Genomic DNA, 17,960 nt, shown 5'->3' with positions numbered 1-17,960 from the left:
ACGCGGCGAAGGAGCGCCGCGCCGCGAAGGTCGACTTGAGCGGCCTCGACGATCTCCAGCGGCAGGTCCGTGACGTCGTCATCCGCACCGGCGAGGCGGCGTACGGGCCGCGCTGGCAGTCCGACATGGCGCAGGCCCTGGGCCGGGCGCCGCAGCAAGTCGCGTCATGGGTCTCCGGCAAGAAGCCGGTCCCGCCCGCGGTCTTCTTCGAGCTCGGGCCGATCGCGCACGACCTCGCCGACGAGCTGGAGCGCCGCGCCGCCGCGATTCGCGCGGCTTGGCCGCCGCGATCGGCGTTCGCGCCGCCGGCCGAGGTCGAGGCCGCGGCCGCCGCGGCGCCGGCCCCGGAGCCGGAGGCGCCCGCGACGCCCGAGCCGCCGCCGCGCACCCTCGCGGAGCAGGGCCTACATCGCGCGAATCCTTGCCGAGCTCTGCGAGGACGAGGAGCCCATTACCCCCGGCCGCGCCGGCAAGACCGAGGGGGCGTGAGATGGCCCGTGCACCCAAGCCCCCCCGCGCGCGCCAGATCTCGATCTGGGACATCCTCGGCGACCCGGGCCCCATGCGGCGGCCCGAGACGCCGGACCCCTTGCCCGCCCCGCCCGCGCCGAGGGTCACATGGAGCGAGGCGCTCAAGCTCCTGGTCGAGGCCGGCCTGACGGAGGAGTGGCGGCACTGGAACAGCTCCCTGGGCTGCCTCCAGGACCCCGACGCCCCCGATTGGCCCCGCTCCATCGGGGCGCCGGTGATGCTCGTGAAGGAGGACGACGGGACGGCGGCGCTGTTGCTGAGCACCCCCGCGACCGGCGATTTCCCGTCCGTCCGCCGGGTGGAGGCGGTGACGGGGCTGAAGGCGGTGTGGCGCGGCGGGTATCGGCCGGACGGGGCTTCGCTCGGCCAGTGGCAGCACGCCAACGACCTCGCCACCGACGAGGGGTGGCAGCAACTCGTCGGGTTGATGGAGTACACGACGCTGGACTTGGTGAAGCAGATCCTCGCGGAGCCGCAGCCCTGGCGCTTCCTGGATCGCCGGAACTTAGCCGCGCTGAAGGCCGCCCTCGGCATCGAGGACGCCGCCCCCTGCGACGGGGGCACCCCGCCGGAGGAGACGGCGGCTAGGGCGCCAGCGTGCCCAGGGCGTCGACGTCCTCGGTCGCCGCCGGCCGATCGTCGCCGCCGGTCAGGCGATCGTACGCGCCCCACGAGCACGCCTGTTCGATGCGGCCCGTGAGACAGAGCCGAGCGTGGAATCGCGTCAAGCTCAGGACACGCAGCGTGTCCGTCATGTAGAGGCCGCCGGGGGCGGGCACCGGCTGGAAGCCGAGGCCGCCCTCCAGGACGCGGCGAGCCTGGTCGGGCTCGTCCGCGTAGGCGTAAACGAGCAGGCCGGCCCGGCGCCGGATCTCCTTAGTCGACGGGAGCTTGATCGCGATCCCGACGGGCTCGTACCGCTCCTTGCCCTTCTCTTCGTAGATCCGTTCCGCGAGCAGGGCCTTCACCGCGTCCTTGCCGAGGCCGTACGTTCCCTCCTCCAGGATCTCGGTCGCGGCCTCGGTGAGACGGTGCTGCTGGTAGATTGGCGACGTGGACAGCTCGCGCCAGTCCTCAAAGAGCGACAGGCGGGCTGGCTCCTTGAACTCGATGCGCTCAGGGCCGCGGCGCTCCCGCCAGTTGCGCCTAGTCTCGTCCACCGTGTCCTCGACCCCGAAAGTCTTCGCCTCGCATCGCTTGTACAGCCGCATCGCTCTCCTCCTCAGAGAGCCCTATCGCGGCCGCCCTTATCGCCTCGTCTACGCCGCCTCCGCCAGCGCGGCCGCCGCGGCGTCCCCGGCCTCCCGGGCGGCCGTCTCCGCGAGGACCTCTAGGATCTCGGACAGCCGCACGGGCCTGAAGTCCCAGACGTCGACGCCGACGTCGCACGACCGCGAGGTCGCCGGCAGGGACCCGTGCGAATGCCCGTAGAGGTGGATGTCGCCCCTGTGCCGATAGGGCCAAGTCCGATGCCCGTAGTGGGACAGCCAGACGCCCTGGGGGCGCGGCATGCCGGGATCCTGCACGTGAACCTGGCAGGCCTGGACGGGTGGGGCCGCCCACGGGAGCCTGAGGCCCTGCTGCTCATGATTGCCCACGATCAGGAACTTGCGGCCTCGCAGCTGGTCGAAGACTTGCCTCGCGTAGGAATGCCCCCCGCCGTAGGCGAAGTCACCGAGATGCCAGACGATGTCCTCGTCGCGAACTCGGTCGTTCCAGCGCGAAATAAGGTATTCGTCATGCGCCTCGATTGAGGGGAACGGTCGCGGTCGGTCCATTCGACTGGACAGAATCCCGCGATGGCCGAAATGTGTATCCGATACGAACCATGTGACGGCCATGACGGCCTCCGAATGCATGGGGAAACGCGAGCCGGCCGGGGACTTCCAGGCGGCGGTGGCAGGCCTCAGGCCAAGCGTTTCCGTATGCGGAGGGCGGTCGTCATGCGGGGGAGCCTCGCCGATCGCCGGGCCGGCGGCAAGCCGGGATTCGCGCCGCGGTTACCGGATCCCTGGCCGCGTGGCCCGCGCCCAGGACGCCTAGGGGAACGACTGTTAACTAGGGACCCACGGCGCACTTCCGCCGGCCACGGTTTCAGGCAAGGATCGGGTCATGCCGACCTGGATATTCGATTTCGGTCCGATGTTTGAGGACCGCCCCCGCCTTGCGGCTGACGCGCACGAGGACGCGCCGCTCGACCTGGAGACGGCCTGCTGGCTCCCGGAGCTGTGCCAGCCGGACGAGCTATTCGGCCGGGTGCCGCTCTGGACCGCTGCCGCGCTGCGCGGGGCGCACGAGCGGGGGGAGCTCGTCGTTGAGTGGCACGGTCGGCGGATGTTCGTGACGAAGCGGCTCGTCCGCGAGTGGAGAGAGAGATGCCGGACGACGCCCCGAAGCCCAAGCGCCCCCGAGCGTCCCGAGCCGCCTCGAAGCCCCGCACCCTCGGCAAGACCGGCCGAGGCAACCCCTACCTCTGGTGGCGCCCCGGCCGATCCGACGCCGACGGCGTCGACCGCACCGGCCGCTGGTGGATCGTTCACCGCGGCAAGCAAGTCCGAAGCACTGGCTGCGGTCATGGCAAGGATCAGGAACGCGAAGCGCTCCGGGCGCTAGACGACTACACGGCCACGCTCTCCGTCGTCGCCCCCGACGAGACCGGGGGCGCCCGGAAGAACCGGCCGGCGCGCGAGGTCCTCGTGGCCGAGGTCCTCGACCGATACCTCACCGCCAGGAAGGGCCGGATCGACCCGGCGACCGGCGAGCTCAAGGGCGGGGTCGCCCGGCACAACGAGCTCGCCCAGCGGATCGAGACGCTCCTAGGGTGGTGGGGCACGCGAACCCTCGACCAGGTCGACAGCTCGACCTGCGCCCAATACGTCGCCTCGCGCGTCGGCACGCCCTGGAAGGCGCACGCCCGCGCCGGGCTCGACCGCAACGGCGAGCCCCGGACCGGCGACGGCAAGCCGCTGCGCCGGGGCCACTCGAAGCCGGCGAAGAAGCGGGTCGTCTCCGAGGGCGGCGCCCGGCGCGAGCTGGAGGACCTCCGGGCGGCGATCAACCTCGCGGCGAAGGACGCCCTGACCCGCGACACGGTCCACGTGACCCTGCCCCCCAAGGGCGAGGAGCGCGACCGCTGGCTGACCGTGCCGGAGGCCGCGCGAATCGTCCGGGGCGCCTGGCGCAAGCGCGAGGTCCAGACGGTCCACGCGGGTCCGAGGAAGGGCGAGCGCGTCATCGGCCGCCGCGTCGGCCAGCACCTGGCGCGCTTCGTCATCGTGGCCCTGCGCACCGGCACGCGCTCGGGCCCGATCTGCAACGCGAGCTTCGTGCGAGAGGTCGGCAAGGCCTGGATGGAGCTCAAGACCGAGACCACGGTGGAGGAGCGCGTCGAGACCCGGACGATCGAGGGCGAGGTGTTCGAGCGCCGGGTCCAGGTCCCCGTGATCAAGCGGGTTGCGATCTTCCACCGGAAGGCGATCGCGGTGGAGGCCAAGAAGAACAAGCAGGCCCCGACGGTCCGGATGCCCGACTCCCTCGTCAACCATCTCTGGCGCTGGCATCACAAGCTCGGGCAGCGCTACGTCGTCGAGTGGCAGGGCAAGCCGGTCGGGTCAACGAAGCGGTCGTTCGCGAACCTGTGCTTCGACCTCGGCTTCGGCGACGACGTCGTCCGGCACTCGCTCCGGCACACGGCCGTGACCTGGGGCATGCAGGCGGGCGTGGATATCTGGGAGCTGGCCGGCTACGTCGGCATGACCGTCGAGATGATCGAGAAGCGGTACGGCCACCACTCCGACGCCCACATGGAAGGCGCCCGGAAGGCGCTCGGGGGGCGGGGGCGGAAGCGGGCTGCCTGAAGGGCCGCGAACCCGTGGCCGGAAGGTCCGATTAGCGGGTTCTTGCACCAACCTGTGGCCGAACCTGTGGCCGGCCTCCTGGGCTGGGTCTCGGGAAGACGCACTCTCCTAGGGGAGAATGGTCGGAGTGGCAGGATTTGAACCTGCGACCCCCACGTCCCGAACGTGGTGCGCTACCAGACTGCGCTACACTCCGAAGCTGGGCCCCAGGGGGCCAGCGGGTCGGCTTATAGCGAGGGGGCTTTCCGGCTGCAAGTGAAACCGGCGATTCCTTTTCGCCTACTCAGGAACGGCGTTCCGGCAGGGCGCGGAACCAGCCAGCTGGCAGGGTGCGGTGTTGCAGGGAGGCACCGGACGCCTCGATCGCGACCGCACCAGGATGCCGCGCATCCGCATGGGCGTCGTGCAGGCTCCAGGCGGTGGCGTCCGTTCCCGGGCTCGCCAGGGCCAGGAGACGCGGCACGGCGGGCGGGAGGCTCACGCTGATCCGCTCGAGCCCGAAGCCGATCCCGATTCCGAGGGCCTTCAGCACGGCTTCCTTGCGCGTCCAGGCCCCGTAGAAGGCATCTTCCTTCGCGGATTCGGGAAGCCTTCGAAAGACCTCCCGTTCGCTTACCGACAGAATGCGGCAGGCGAACTCGGCCAGATCCGGAATCGGGCGGATGCCTTCGACATCGACGCCGATCCGATGGCTCGGGCTCACGGCGATCAGCGCATGGGATCCGGAATGGGTGAGGTTGAACTGCAACCGGCCCTGCCAGGGCGGCGCGAGATCCGGCTTGCCATTCACGTCCCGCGGAAAGGCGAGAACGTGGGGCGGACAGTCCAAGGCGGCGCCGAGGATCAGGCGCAGGGCCGCCCGGCTGCCGACGGAGCGGTCATGGTCCTCCCGCCGATGGAAGCGGTCCGCCTGCCCGCGCTCCGCCTCGTCCAGGAGGTCGCGGCAGGCGGCGCGACCCGCGGCGTCGAGATCGATCGGGACGCGCCAGACCACCGGTCCGGCGACGGGGCCGGGACGCGCCTCGATCCAGGGCGAGGGCGCGATCACGCCGCGCGGAAGGATTGCGTGATCCGCTCGAGGGACGGCAGCTTGCGGATCGGGCCGATCGCCGACAGGGTCGGCAGGCCCGCCAGCATCTGGCGGCCGGCCTCCCGCACCGCCTCGACACCGGCGGCATCGACCTTGGCGATGATCTCCTGCGCGGGGATGATGCGGCCCCAGGCGAGGAGATGGCGGGCATTGCGCTCGATCCGGCCGCCCGGCGTCTCCAGGGCGGAGAGCAGGGAGACCTTGAGCTGGGCCTTGGCCCGGGCGAGCTCTTCCGCGTCGAGCTGCTCCGTCGCCGCACGGGTCGCTGCGATGGTGACCTCGACGAGCTCCGGCAGGTCCTCGGCCGAGGTGCCTGCCCCGATGCCGAACAGGCCGCAATCGGAGAAGGGCCAGTGGAAGGCCTGGATCTCGTAGGCGAGGCCGCGGGTCTCGCGCACCTCGTGCCAGAGCCGCGAGGTCAGGCCACCGCCGAGCACCTGGCTGAACAGGTGCAGGGCGTAATAGCCCTCGTCCCGGAAGGAGAGGCCCGGCAGGCCGATGACGAGGTTGGCCTGTTCCAGCTTGCGGAGCAGACGCCGCTCGCCGCCGCGATAGAGGCCGGCCTCCATCTCCGGCGCCGCGGCGGGGGCGAGATGGCCGAAGGACTTTTCCGCCGCGGCGACGATGGCCTCGTGCTCCACGGCGCCGGCGGCGGCGAGCACCATCCGGCCCGGCACGTATTCGCGGGCGAGGTAGCCCTCGATCGCGGCCCGGTCGAAACCCGAGATCGTCTCCGGCGTGCCGAGGATCGGCCGGCCCACGGCCTGGCCGGGGAAGGCGGCTTCCGTGAAGGCCTCGTAGACCACATCGTCGGGCGTGTCCTCGATCGCGGCGTATTCCTGCAGGATCACGCTCTTCTCGCGGGCGAGCTCGCCGGCATCGAAGGTCGAGCAGGTCAGGATATCGCCGATCACGTCGAGGGCGACCTCGACATCCTCGCCGAGCACCCGGGCAGTGTAGCTCGTGCTCTCGGTGCTCGTGGCGGCGTTGATCTCGCCGCCCACATTCTCGATGTCCTCCGCAATCCGCCGGGCGGAGCGGGTCTGCGTGCCCTTGAAGGCCATGTGCTCGATGAGATGGCTCAGGCCATGCTCCTCGGGCCGCTCGTTGCGCGAGCCCACGCCGACCCAGACGCCGAGGGTGGCGGTGGCCACCCCCGGGATCGCCTCGGTGGCGACGGTGAGCCCGTTGGCGAGGCGGCTGACGCGCAGGCCCGGCGAGGCGCCGAAGGTCGAGAAATGCTGGTTCATACCGGGCTGCCCCGCGTGATCCGTGCCCGCTCGCGGATGAATCGCTCCACCGCCGACTGGTCGTTGGCGAGGTTCGCGACCGTCTCCGGCCGGTCCATCAGGTCGGCGAGATGCGGCGGCAGGACGGGACGGCCGCCGCCGGTGGCCTGCGAGACCGCGTCCGGGAACTTGGCCGGATGCGCGGTGGCCAGAGCCACCACGGGGGTCTTCGGGTCCTTCTGCAGGAGCTTGCGCCCGGCCCGCACGCCGATGGCGCTGTGGGGATCGAGCACCACCCCCGTCTTCCGGTAGGTGCCGGCGATCTCGTCGACCACGTCGGGCTCGTGCACGGCGGCGGCGTCGAACTCGCTGCGCACGCTGCGCAGGACCGCCGCGTCGAGGTGGAAACCGCCCGACTGCTTCAGGCCCGCCATCAGCCGGCCGAGCGCGGCGGCGTCGCGGCCGAGGGCCTCGAACAGCAGCCGCTCGAAATTCGAGGAGATCTGGATGTCCATCGAGGGCGAGGTCGTCGCCTGCACGCCGCGGATCTCGTAGGCGCCGTGCTCCAGCGTCCGGGCCAGGATGTCGTTGGCATTGGTGCCGATCATCAGTCGCTCGACCGGCAGGCCCATGCGCTTGGCGACCCAGCCGGCGAGGATGTCGCCGAAATTGCCCGTCGGCACCGCGAAGGAGACCGGGCGATGGGGCGCGCCGAGGCTGACGGCGCTCGTGAAGTAATAGACCGCCTGCGCCGCGACCCGGGCCCAGTTGATCGAGTTGACGCCGGAGAGCCGGACCGAATCGGCGAAATCCGCGTGCTGGAACATCGCCTTCACGAGGTTCTGGCAATCGTCGAAATTGCCGTCGATGGCGATGGCGTGCACGTTCGGCGAGACGATCGTGGTCATCTGCTTGCGCTGCACGTCCGAGACGCGGCCATGCGGGAACAGGATGAACACGTCGACCTGGTCGAGGCCCTTGAAGGCCTCCACCGCGGCGCTGCCGGTATCGCCCGAGGTGGCGCCGACGATGGTGGCGCGGGCGCCGCGCTGGCGCAGGACATGGTCCATCAGCCGCCCGAGCAACTGCATCGCCACGTCCTTGAAGGCGAGCGTCGGGCCGTGGAAGAGCTCGAGCAGGAAGAGATTGTCGTCGAGTTGCGTCAGCGGGCAGATCGCCGGGTGCCGGAAGGTGCCGTAGGCGGCCTCGATCATCCCGTCGAGATCCGCATCCGCGATCTCGCCGTCGATCAGCGGGCGCAGGACGCGCTTGGCGGCGTCGGCGTAGCGGATGCCGGCGAGATCGGCGATCTCCGCTTTCGACATCACCGGCCAGCTCTCGGGCACGTAGAGACCGCCGTCACGGGCGAGGCCGGCGAGAAGGGCGTCGGAAAAGCTCAAGGGCGCGGCGGCGCCGCGGGTCGAGACGTGCAGCAAGGATGCCTCCGGGAAGGCGCCCCCTCTACACGATGACGAAACGCGTGTCGAAGCGGAGCCGAAGATGTCGTTCGCGCGAAGATCAGGTGTTGCTGCCGGGCGCCTTGCGCAGCTGGCATCCGGTGATGCGCCATTGCCCGTCCGTCTGCTTCTGCAGGGAATAGACGGCGAGCCAGTCGATGCCGTTCTCGTCCTGCAGGCTCAGGCCCTGCGTGATTTCGTCCTCGCCCGTGTCCTCGCTGCCGGCAAAGCTGTAGCTGCGCGGGCGCAGCACCGCGGGATAGCCCTTCTCGACCATGGCGAGGAAGGTTTCGGGAGAGGGGAACAGGGTGCGGATCTGGGGCGCGGCCTGATCATAGGCGGTGGCCGGGTCGTTCCGGCGGAAGGCCTCGATCTGCCGCGCGATGGTGCCCCGCGCCGCCTGCCGGTCGGCCTCGTCGGCCGCGAGGCCCGCGGCGGGCATCAGGAGCGTCAGGAGGACGCCCGAGAGGACGATGCGCATGGTCCGCCGTCTCCTGCCGAAGGCCGACGATATCGCGGCAAATCTCACGCCACCGCATCCCACGTTTCGGTGATCGGCTTTCCCTCCTGCGACAGCCGCGCCCGCAGCACCACGTCCCCCGGCGGCAACGGATGGGGCGGACGGTACTCGGCATAGAGCCGCCAGCCCCCCGTCTGGGGCACCCGCTCGCAGAAGGGTTCGAGGAAGGCACCGGCGCTCGCCCAGAGCGAAACCGCGATCGGGCTCATCGGATCCTGCGGCAGATCCGGCCCCTCGAAATCGATCGCGTAGAGCCGGCGCTCCGGGCTCGGCGGGTTGGTCGGGCGCAGGCGCTCGGCGGAGCCGACCCGCGTCGAGACCACCCGGGCGAGGGAGCGCGGCAGGTCCGCATCCGGCCCGTCGCCGACGGTGGCGAGCGTGTAGGCGAGGTCGATCGAGCGGCCCGCCGTCACCGGCGCCTCGGGGACGAAGGCGGCCACGATGTTGTCGATCGCCTCGTCCCGCGAAGGGATCTCGTAGAGCTGCACCGAGCCGACGCCGAGGCTCTCCTTCTCCGGGGCGATCCAGATTCCCGGCCGGTCCTCGTGCCGGGCCTGCACGTCGAGATAGGCGGCGAAGTGCCGCTCCCGCTGCATCAGGCCGAAGCCCTGGCAGGGTGCGGCCCGGAAGGCGGAGATCTGCGGGGCGGCTCGGCCGTTGACGAGGGGCCGCCAGAGGCGATCGCCCGGACTCGCGACGCAGAGCCCGTCGGAATCGTGCACCTGGGGCCGGAAATCGTCGAAACCCTGGGCGCCCCGGGCGCCCGCACCGTTCTGCCCGTGCAGGAACATGCTGGTCAGCGGGGCGAGGCCGAGCCGGGGAATGCTGCGGCGGGGGTGAAGCGAGGCAGCGACGGTGATCTGCGTCTCCTCGCCCGGGCTCACCGTGAAGCGATAGGCGCCGGTCAGGCTCGGGCCGTCGAGGAGGGCCAGGATCGTGAGCCGCGTCTCCTCCGCCGCAGGCTCGAGGATGCGGAATTCGGTGAAGTCCGGAAACTCCTCCTCGCCCGGCCCGCCCGTGTTCACGGCGACCCCGCGGCAGGACAGACCGTAGACCTGCCTCCTGCCGCGCAGGCGGAAATACGAGGCGCCGAGGAAGACCAGGAATTCCTCCCGCACCTGCGGTGCCCCGGCGTCGAAGCCGAAGCTCAGGCGGAAGCCGGCATAGCCGAGGGCGGCCGGGTAGGAGCGCCCCTTCAGCGAGGGGCCGAGATCGAACAGGTCGGAGGCGTAGTCGAGCGCCTGCACCCCGCCCTCCCGCTTCTGCAGGAGAAGCGCGACGCGCTTCCTCTGGAGGAAGCCCCGATGGAACGGCTGCAATCCGAAGCGGCCGAGCAGGAGCGTCTTCTCCGGCCGGAAGCCGATCGCCTGATACTGGTCGTAGGTGAGCGCACCCAGCTCGGCGGGCAGGTCGTCGGCCGCCGGCCGGTAGGGTTGCGCCGCCAGCGCCTTCGCCCGCTCGACGAGGGCCGGGTAGTCGAGGACGGCCTGATCCGGGCCCTGCGGTGACAGCCTGGCCGGGTCCGGTGCCGATTCGGTGGCCTGCGCCATTGTTCTGGTCGCATTCAGATCTAGGCTAATAGGAACAATAACACCGGCCGACGTGCCGAACGCTGCCCGCATCACCGACCGCCGCGTCAGCGCGGTCGATTCGAACCCCTCGTCGCGCCTGCCCATCCGTCCCCCTGCCGCGGGGCCGGGCGACCCCGATTGGCCCCGTTCGAGTGCCCCGCCCCATGTCCCTGCCAGACATGCCTCTTTCGAAAGTGTCGCACGAGGCCCCCTCCGTCGAGGCCCCTCTTCGGGGTACGGCTGGCCTCGCCGCCTCCCCCGTGCTGTCCCCCGGAACGCCGCCGCGCCTGTTCCTGCGCCGGCTCGCTTTGGCCCTGCCGACCCTGGCGATGGCCGCCGCCATCCCGGCCCTGGCCCTCGCCGCCTACGGCCTGCCGGAGACCTGGCTCGGGCGAAGCGTGCTCGGCCTCTTCGCCCTGCTGATGGCGTGGCAATCCTTCACCGCGTGGCAATATCTCTACGGGCTCATCGCCGCCCTGATGGGCGAGCGTCTGCTCTCCCCCCTGGAGATCCGCGCCCGCACCGTCCCCGCCGGCGCGAGCGGGCGCAGCCGCACCGCGGCCGTGGTGGCGATCCATGCCGAGGATCCCGTGGCCGTCTTCGCCGCGATTCGGGTGATGGCGCGCTCCCTGCGGCAGGCCGGCGGCGACGGCTCCGACATCGACCTCTTCGTCCTGTCCGACACTCGCGAGGGGGCGATCAGCGCCGTCGAGGAGCACGAATATGCCCGGGCCAAAGCCTGGGCGGAGCGCGAGGGCTACGGCCTACCGCGCATCCGCTATCGCCGCCGCGCCCAGAACACCGGCCGCAAGGCGGGCAACGTCGCCGAGTTCTGCGCGACCTACGGGCACGATTACGATTTCATGATCGTGCTCGACGCCGACAGCCTGATGACCGGGGCCGCCATGCGCCGCCTCGCCCGGCTGATGGAGGAGAACCCGAAGGTCGGCCTGATCCAGACCGTGTCCTACGCGGCCGGCCGCGACACCCTGTTCGCCCGCATCCAGCAATTCGCCGTGCGCCTCTACGCGCCGCTCTCGCTGCGCTGCCTGGAGACCTGGCAGGGGCCGGACGGCTCCTATTGGGGCCACAACGCGATCCTGCGCATCGCCGCCTTCGCGCAGAACGCCGAATTGCCGGTGCTGCCCGGCAAGGCGCCGCTCGGCGGCGAGATCCTCTGCCACGACATCGTGGAAGGCGCCCTGCTGCGCCGGGCCGGCTGGGAGGTGCGCCTGCTGCCGGAGATGGGCGGCACCTGGGAGGAGATGCCGACGAACCTCGTCGACCTGCTCGGGCGCGAGCGGCGCTGGTGCCAGGGCAACCTGCAGCACCTGCGCGTCCTCTCCTTGCGCGGGCTGAAGGCGGCGAGCCGCTGGCATCTCGGCGTCGGCATCCTGGGCTACCTGATCTATCCGCTCTGGGCCGCCTTCCTGGCACTCGGCACCCTGCAGGCGGCGCGCAGCGGCGATCTCGGCCTGCTCGGCTACGGCCTCACCGGAAACACGCCGGCCTCGCTCACGCTCGCCACCCTGGTGGTTGCGGTGATGGCCCTGCCGAAGCTCCTCAGCCTCGGCTGGGTGCTCGCTTCGCCCGAGCGCCGGCAGGCCTTCGGCGGCACGGGCTCGCTCCTGGCCAGCGCGGCCCTGGAGCAGGCGGCCTGGGTGATCCTCTGGCCGGTGATGACGCTGTTCGCGGCCGGCGCGGTGGTCTCGACCTTCCTCGGCCGGGTGGTGCGCTGGGATGCCCAGACCCGGGACGACCGCCGGGTGCCCTGGGCCGAAGCCTTCCGCCTGCAATCGGACGCGGTCGCTGCCGGCATCGTGCTGGCGCTCGTCCTCGCCTTCGCGCGGGACAGCCTCCTCGCCCTCTGGATGGCGCCCGTCGCCTTCGCCCTGATCACCAGCCCGGTCCAGAGCGTGCTCACCAGCAGCCCGCAGCTCGGGCGCCTGTCCAAGGCCTGGCGGCTCTTCCTCACCGAGGACGACACGGCCCAGGCCCCCGAACTCGCCGCCCTCCACCGCAGCCGGCTGCCCGCTCCGGGCCCGGTCCAGGCGGGCTGGAGGCCGGGCGGCATCGAGGCCGGCAGCCGCTCGAGCTGACGAGGCGGCGCCTTCGAACCGGCCGCCCGTCCGAGGCCGGTTCGGTCAGCCCGAGCGGGCCGCGGCGACCCTCCCGCGCGGGCGGCGCGAGGGAGACGGCCTATTTCTGATCGAGCACCTTGAGGGGGTCGGTGCGCTGGCGCGGGGAGGGCTCGGCGGTGAGTTTGCTGTCGCTGCTCCGGCCGGTCGCCGCGCCCTTCCGGGCGGCGTCGCCCGCGGTGGCGGGGGAATCCCCGGCCGGCTGCGTGGGCACGGTGCCGCTGGCGAGCTCCAGGCAGGTCACCGTCTCGACATAGGACGGGAAGCCGCCGGCCTGGGACTGCTTCGAGCATTGCAGCTTGGCCGCGGGGGTATAGTCGTTCCAGCGCCTTTTCAGCTCGTCATGGGCCGCCCGCTCGGAGCGCAGGCAGCCATCGACGCTGGCATTGTCGCTGAGGCTGACCTCCGCCTTGCTGGCCGATTTGCAGGTCGCTTCGATGTCGAGCTTCGGCGGCCCGTCCTCGGCGAGGGCGGGCAAGGCGCCCCCGATCAGCCCGAAGGCGAGGGTGAGGCGGGCGAGGGGTCGGGCGGTCGGCGTCATCGGCGGGCTCCGTCTCCGGGCGATCGAAACCCGGCCTGTCTTCCCGACAACGCCGGAACGGCCCGACCGGAGCCGGAGGCCCCGAAATTTCCCGTGAGGCTCCCCGCGGCGTCTCAGGAACCGTGGGCCTGGCGCAGGGCCGCATCCAGATCGGCATGGAGGTCGTCCACCGACTCGATGCCGGCCGAGAGGCGCAGCAGGTCCGGCGGGCAGGGCGTGCCCGGTCCCTCCACCGAGGCCCGGTGCTCGATCAGGCTCTCGACGCCGCCCAGCGAGGTCGCCCGCTTCCACAGCCGCACCCCCGCCGCCGTGGCGATGGCCGCCGCCTCGCCCCCCGCGACGCGGATCGAGAGCATGAAGCCGAAGCCCCCCTCCATCTGGCGCGCGGCGACCGCATGGCCGGGATGGCCGGGCAGGCCGGGATAGAGCACGGCGGCGACATGGGGGTGCCGGCTGAAGCGCTCGGCGAGTTCGGCGGCGTTGCGCGCCTGGGCGCTCGCCCGCAGGTGCAGGGTGCGGAGCGAGCGCGTGAGCAGATAGGCCTCGAACGGTCCGAGGATCGCGCCCCATTGCGAGCGGATATTGGCGAGCCGCTCCCAGAAGGCGTCGGGCTTGGCGGCGGCGAGCACGCCGGCCACCACGTCGGAATGCCCGTTCAGGATCTTGGTGGCCGAATGCATCACGAGGTCGGCCCCGTGCTCCAGGGGCCGGGTATGGACCGGCGAGGCCGCGGTCGAATCGACCGCGAGGCGGGCGCCGGCCGCATGCGCGATCGCCGCGGCCGCGGCGATGTCGGTCACCGTCCAGAGCGGATTGCCCGGCGTCTCGATCCAGACGAGCTTGGTCCGGCCCGGCCGGATCGCCGCGCGGATCGCCTCCGGATCGGTGGCGTCGACGAGGTCGAGGTCGAAGGTCAGGCGCGGGGCCTCCCGCAGCAGCCAGCGCCGCAGGCCCCAATACATCACCTTCGGCGCGATCACGTGGTCGCCCGGCTCCAGGGCGGAGAACACCGCCGTCGCCGCGGCCATGCCGGAGCCGAACAGCATCGCCCCGGCGCGGGCGCCCTCCAGCATCGCGATCACGGCCTCCGCCTCGCGCACCGTGGCGTTGTCGGGCCGGGCATAGGTGTAGCCCGAGGAATAGGCGTTGTCGGGGTCGCGCAGGAAGGTCGTGGCGAGGTGGAGCGGCGGCACCACGCCCCGGGTCGTGGGATCGATCCGCCCGAGGGCCTGCACCGCCTGCGAGCGCGCGGAGAAGGCCGGCGGGGTCGGCGATGCATCCCGATCGGTGGGCGACGAGTTGGAGGTCATGGCGGTCCCGTCCTGGCCTGAGGGCGGCTTGCCCCTTGCGGGAAGCGCCGGGCGCGCGCAAGGCGGAGCTGGTCCCGGCAGGATGCATGACGAGCGGCATGAGCGACGCGACGGCGATTCCCGAGAAACCGGCCCTGCCGCCATGGCCGCGGCTCCTCGCGGCGATCCTGCCCGTGGCGCTGACGGCGCTGCTGGGCAGCCTCGCCACGGGCTCGAACATCGAGGGCTGGTACGCCACCCTGAACAAGCCCGCCTTCACCCCGCCGAACGGGGTGTTCCCCGTGGCCTGGACGATCCTCTACGCGATGATCGCCGTGGCGCTCTGGCGGCTGCTCGGGGCGCGGCCGGCCTTCGGGCCGGCGCGGCGGGGCTGGCAGCTGGCGCTGGCGGCCTTCCTGGCCCAGCTCGCCCTCAACGCCGCCTGGACGCCGGTCTTCTTCGCCGCCCACGCCCTCGGGACCGGGCTGGTGGTCGCCCTCGCCATGCTGGTGATGGCGCTCTGGACGATCCGCCTGTCCTGGCGCTTCGACCGGCTGGCGGCCGGGCTGCTCGTGCCCTACGCCGCCTGGGTCGCCTTCGCGAGCCTGCTGAACGGCGTCATCTGGCGGATGAACTGAGGCGCCTTCAGGATTCCATCACCCGGTCCGAGCCGCCCAGGGCGGAAAGGGTCATGCTGTCCGCGCCGATCTCGGCGGCGTCGTAGCCGAGGATCAGGGCGAGCTGCTCGCGGGCGCGCCAGACGCGGCTCTTCACCGTGCCGACCCGGCACTGCATCACCTCCGCCGCCTCCTCGTAGCTGAGGTTCTCGATGGCGACGAGGATCAGCGCCTGCTGCATCGAGGGCGACAGGCGCTCCAGGGCGAGCCGGGCATCCTTGAGATCGACGTAGCCGGATTGCTCGGGCACCGTGGCGATGCGCTCGGCGAGGTCGCCGTCGCTGTCGGAGAGCTCCCGGTTGTCCTTGCGGTGATGCGAGTAGAACGCGTTCCGCATGATCGTGAACAGCCAGGCGCCGAGATTGGTCCCGGTCGCAAAACGGGTCCGCGAGCGCCAGGCGCGCAGCAGCGTGTCCTGGACGAGGTCGTCGGCCAGCGTCGGGTTCTTGGCCAGGGACATGGCGAAGTTGTGCAGCCGCGGCACCATCTCCAGGAACTCGGCGCGGAAGGCCGCCTCGTCATGCGCGCCCTGCGCGTCGAGCGCCTTCGCGAGCCGCTCCATCAGCTCGGCGAAACGGTCGCCGGTCTCCGCGGAGGCGTCGCGCCGGTAGGTCTCCGCCAGGAGCTGGCCGAGATGCAGACGGACGCCGTGGGGAAGGACGGGAGCCGCGTCGTCGTCGGCGACGGGTTCGACGAGGGAAGCGTTGCCGGACATGTATCCCGTAACGTGTCGACGGCCGGAGAGGCCGTCAGTCACGGGGAAGTGTGAACCCCCGGCACCGGAGATGCTCCAACATGGATTAGAGGGGCCCGGAATCCCGCAGGGCGCATGCGGGATTTCCGGGGTAATCCCATGCCCCGGCGCGTCGATCGGACGCGCCTCGGCGGGGCGGCTCAGCCGAGCTTGGCCAGGAGGCCCTCGGCCAGCTCGTTGCCCTGGGTGAAGACGTAATCGACCTTCCGCACGGTCACGGAATGCGCGCCCGCCTGGGCCAGCTCTTCGGAGAGGGCGAAGGCGGCATCGGCCTGGCAGTGCAGGATCAGCTCCCGGGCCCCGGCCTCCGGCGCCCCGTAGGGCGGCGCGGCCCCGTGCCGGGCGGCGATTCCGGCGAGGTCGACGGCCTCCCCCTCGGGCAGCCCCGCCCGGATCTCCCGGGTGGTGCGGGCCCGTTCCTCGGCGGCGATGCGGCCGAGGACGCGGCGCAGGGCCTCCCGCGCGGTCGGGCTCCAGGCCGCCTTCAGGGAGGCGACGAGATTGGCCTCGGAGCGCAGGATCACGCCGTCGTCGAGGATCTTGAGGGCGTTGGCGGCCAGCGTCGCCCCGGTCGTGGTGATGTCGACGATGATCTCGGCCGAGCCCGCCGCCGGCGCGCCCTCGGTGGCGCCCAGGCTCTCGACGATGCGGTAATCGACGATGCCCGCCTCGGCGAAGAAGCGCCGGGTCAGGTTCACGTATTTCGTGGCGATGCGCAGGCGGCGGCCCTGGCGCAGGCGCATCTCGCTGGCGACCTCGTCGAGATCGGCCATGGCCCGCACGTCGATCCAGGCCTGCGGCACGGCGACCACCACCGTCGCCTGGCCGAAGCCCAGGGGCGTCAGCAGTTCGACGGCCTCGGCGCTCTCCGGCAGGGTCTCGCGGATCAGGTCCTCGCCGGTCACGCCGAGATGGGCGGCGCCGCTGGCGAGCTGCGCCGCGATCTCGGAGGCCGAGAGGAAGCGCACTTCGACGTTGTCCACGCCGACGAGCTTGCCGCGGTAGTCGCGGGCGCCGCCGCTCTGGGCGAGCTTCAGCCCGGCGCGGCCGAAAAAGGCGGTGGCGTTCTCCTGCAGCCGGCCCTTCGAGGGCACGGCGAGGACGAGGGGGCTGTCGTCTTGCGGCATCGTCATGCTCACGCGCTCGGCCTCAGGCGCTCTGGACGCAGCGGGTGAGCCAGAAGGCGCAGCCCACCGCCGGCAGGGGCTCGGCACTGCCGAGATGCTGGAGCAGGCCGTCGTAGCGGCCGCCGCCGACGAGGGGCGCCGAGCCCCCGGCCCGCGTCGCCTCGAAGATGAAGCCGGTATAGTAGTCGAGGTTGCGGGCGAAGCTGCCGGCATAGCGGAAGCGCTCGATCGGCAGGCCGCGGGCGGCCATGAAGCCGGTGCGCTCCTCGAACAGGGCCAAGGCCGCCTCCAGCCCGGCATCGGCCAGCCCCGCCTCGCGGGTAAGGCCGCGCAGGTCGGCCAGGGCCCGGTCGGGATCGCCGGCGATGGCGCAGAAGCGCTCGATCAGCCCCCGGTTGTCCTCGTTCAGCCCGGCGCCGCCCTGCGCCTGCATCGCCGCCTTGGCGAGGAAGCGCTCCGCGATCTCGCCGGCGCTGCGGCCGCCGACCCGGGAGATGCCGGCGATGGAGAGCACGTCTTCCACGAAGGCGCGCACGCCCTTGGGGTCCTGCCCCTGGATCGCCGCGAGCAGGCCCGCATGCGGGTCCTCGGCCCCCGCCGCATTGGCGAGCCCGGCGATGGGCCGCCCGGCGGCGATCGCCCGCAGGGTCCGCCGCTTGGCGACGGGGGGCACCTTCAGCGCGTCGAGGAAGGCCTGGGTCAGGCCCATGTCGCCGAAGCGGATGGCGGCATCGCTCACCCCGAGGAGCTCCAGCCCCTCCAGGGCGAGGCCCAGCACTTCCGCATCGGCGGCGGGGGTGTCGGTGCGGCCGATCGATTCGATGCCCGCCTGCACGAACTCGTCGGATTCCCCCGCCGCGAGGCGGAAGACCGGGCCGAGATAGCTGTAATCGGCGGCCTGCCCGGGGCGGCTCGCCTGGTGGTGCCGACAGACGGGGATCGTGAATTCCGGCCGCAGGCACAGCTCGGCCCCGGCCGCGTCCTGGGTCACGAAGATGCGGCGGCGGATATCCTCGCCCGACAATTCCAGGAAGGGCTCGACCGGCTGCAGCACCGGCGGCGCGACGAGGGCATAGCCGGACGCGACGAGATGCCGGGACAGATGCCCGTAGCGCTCCGTCTCGAGCCCGCCGGTCGCTATCGCCTCAGGTCGCGTCATCGTCCTTTCCCGGGCGCGGG

The 17,960-nt window shown here is 71.8% G+C and carries 16 protein-coding genes and 1 tRNA gene; 4 read left to right on the top strand and 13 right to left on the bottom strand.

Features of this window, described 5'->3' with window-relative positions:
- Positions 1-490: 490 nt before the first annotated feature.
- Positions 491-1,231, top strand: coding sequence for a hypothetical protein (locus MMB17_RS05550; RefSeq protein ID WP_241101363.1), 741 nt, complete (start codon positions 491-493; stop codon positions 1,229-1,231).
- On the opposite strand, the gene MMB17_RS05545 is transcribed toward MMB17_RS05550, so the two are convergent.
- Entirely contained in the window at positions 1,116-1,742 is a 627-nt protein-coding gene (locus tag MMB17_RS05545) for a hypothetical protein (RefSeq protein ID WP_241101362.1), read from the bottom strand. The genes MMB17_RS05550 and MMB17_RS05545 overlap by 116 nt on opposite strands.
- Positions 1,743-1,790: 48 nt before the next feature.
- The gene (locus tag MMB17_RS05540) at positions 1,791-2,309 is read right to left on the bottom strand and encodes a metallophosphoesterase (RefSeq protein ID WP_241101361.1); all 519 of its coding nucleotides are present in this window, start codon (positions 2,307-2,309) and stop codon (positions 1,791-1,793) included.
- 597 nt (positions 2,310-2,906) lie between these two features.
- Between MMB17_RS05540 and MMB17_RS05535 the strand changes: the two genes are divergently transcribed.
- Positions 2,907-4,388, top strand: a complete 1,482-nt coding sequence (locus MMB17_RS05535; RefSeq protein WP_241101360.1) for a site-specific integrase — start codon at positions 2,907-2,909, stop codon at positions 4,386-4,388.
- Positions 4,389-4,507: 119 nt separating this feature from the next.
- On the opposite strand, the gene MMB17_RS05530 is transcribed toward MMB17_RS05535, so the two are convergent.
- The 6 genes from MMB17_RS05530 to MMB17_RS05505 form a co-directional block, all read right to left on the bottom strand.
- Positions 4,508-4,584: transfer RNA gene (locus tag MMB17_RS05530), tRNA-Pro, on the bottom strand.
- Between the two features lie 87 nt (positions 4,585-4,671).
- Positions 4,672-5,436 (bottom strand): 4'-phosphopantetheinyl transferase family protein, encoded by a 765-nt coding sequence (locus MMB17_RS05525; RefSeq protein ID WP_241101359.1) that lies wholly within the window; start codon positions 5,434-5,436, stop codon positions 4,672-4,674.
- A complete protein-coding gene (locus MMB17_RS05520) occupies positions 5,433-6,728 on the bottom strand; it encodes a M16 family metallopeptidase (protein ID WP_241101358.1) in 1,296 nt (431 codons plus the stop codon). Before MMB17_RS05520 ends, MMB17_RS05525 begins: the two co-directional genes overlap by 4 nt.
- On the bottom strand, positions 6,725-8,143 hold the full coding sequence (gene thrC / locus MMB17_RS05515; RefSeq protein ID WP_238309595.1) for a threonine synthase: 1,419 nt from the start codon (positions 8,141-8,143) through the stop codon (positions 6,725-6,727). The genes MMB17_RS05520 and thrC overlap by 4 nt, the downstream gene beginning before the upstream one ends.
- Positions 8,144-8,225: 82 nt before the next feature.
- Entirely contained in the window at positions 8,226-8,645 is a 420-nt protein-coding gene (locus MMB17_RS05510; RefSeq protein WP_241101357.1) for a DUF4864 domain-containing protein, read from the bottom strand.
- Between the two features lie 44 nt (positions 8,646-8,689).
- Positions 8,690-10,234: an OpgD/OpgG family glucan biosynthesis protein gene (locus MMB17_RS05505; protein ID WP_420847335.1), complete on the bottom strand. Its 1,545-nt coding sequence runs from the start codon at positions 10,232-10,234 to the stop codon at positions 8,690-8,692.
- A gap of 215 nt (positions 10,235-10,449) precedes the next feature.
- On the opposite strand from MMB17_RS05505, the gene mdoH reads away from it, so the two are divergent.
- Entirely contained in the window at positions 10,450-12,354 is a 1,905-nt protein-coding gene (gene mdoH, locus MMB17_RS05500; RefSeq protein ID WP_420847334.1) for a glucans biosynthesis glucosyltransferase MdoH, read from the top strand.
- A 100-nt stretch (positions 12,355-12,454) separates the two neighbouring features.
- On the opposite strand, the gene MMB17_RS05495 is transcribed toward mdoH, so the two are convergent.
- Positions 12,455-12,934, bottom strand: a complete 480-nt coding sequence (locus MMB17_RS05495) for a hypothetical protein (protein ID WP_241101354.1) — start codon at positions 12,932-12,934, stop codon at positions 12,455-12,457.
- A 113-nt stretch (positions 12,935-13,047) separates the two neighbouring features.
- Positions 13,048-14,244 carry a trans-sulfuration enzyme family protein gene (locus MMB17_RS05490; protein WP_241101353.1) on the bottom strand — a complete coding sequence of 399 codons (1,197 nt, stop codon included), beginning with the start codon at positions 14,242-14,244 and terminating at the stop codon, positions 13,048-13,050.
- 98 nt (positions 14,245-14,342) lie between these two features.
- On the opposite strand from MMB17_RS05490, the gene MMB17_RS05485 reads away from it, so the two are divergent.
- On the top strand, positions 14,343-14,861 hold the full coding sequence (locus MMB17_RS05485; protein ID WP_241101352.1) for a TspO/MBR family protein: 519 nt from the start codon (positions 14,343-14,345) through the stop codon (positions 14,859-14,861).
- A gap of 7 nt (positions 14,862-14,868) precedes the next feature.
- On the opposite strand, the gene MMB17_RS05480 is transcribed toward MMB17_RS05485, so the two are convergent.
- From MMB17_RS05480 to MMB17_RS05470, 3 genes are all read right to left on the bottom strand, one after another.
- A complete protein-coding gene (locus MMB17_RS05480; RefSeq protein WP_241101351.1) occupies positions 14,869-15,615 on the bottom strand; it encodes a sigma-70 family RNA polymerase sigma factor in 747 nt (248 codons plus the stop codon).
- Positions 15,616-15,794: 179 nt separating this feature from the next.
- Positions 15,795-16,781 carry an ATP phosphoribosyltransferase gene (hisG, locus tag MMB17_RS05475; RefSeq protein WP_241102123.1) on the bottom strand — a complete coding sequence of 329 codons (987 nt, stop codon included), beginning with the start codon at positions 16,779-16,781 and terminating at the stop codon, positions 15,795-15,797.
- A 22-nt stretch (positions 16,782-16,803) separates the two neighbouring features.
- Positions 16,804-17,940 carry an ATP phosphoribosyltransferase regulatory subunit gene (locus MMB17_RS05470; RefSeq protein WP_241101350.1) on the bottom strand — a complete coding sequence of 379 codons (1,137 nt, stop codon included), beginning with the start codon at positions 17,938-17,940 and terminating at the stop codon, positions 16,804-16,806.
- Positions 17,941-17,960: the final 20 nt, after the last annotated feature.

It is taken from the genome of Methylobacterium organophilum, assembly GCF_022533465.1.
In the GTDB taxonomy this organism is placed as follows: domain Bacteria; phylum Pseudomonadota; class Alphaproteobacteria; order Rhizobiales; family Beijerinckiaceae; genus Methylobacterium; species Methylobacterium organophilum.
The sequence above is the reverse complement of the archived record's forward strand: the minus strand, read 5'-3'. Positions and strand labels throughout refer to the sequence as shown.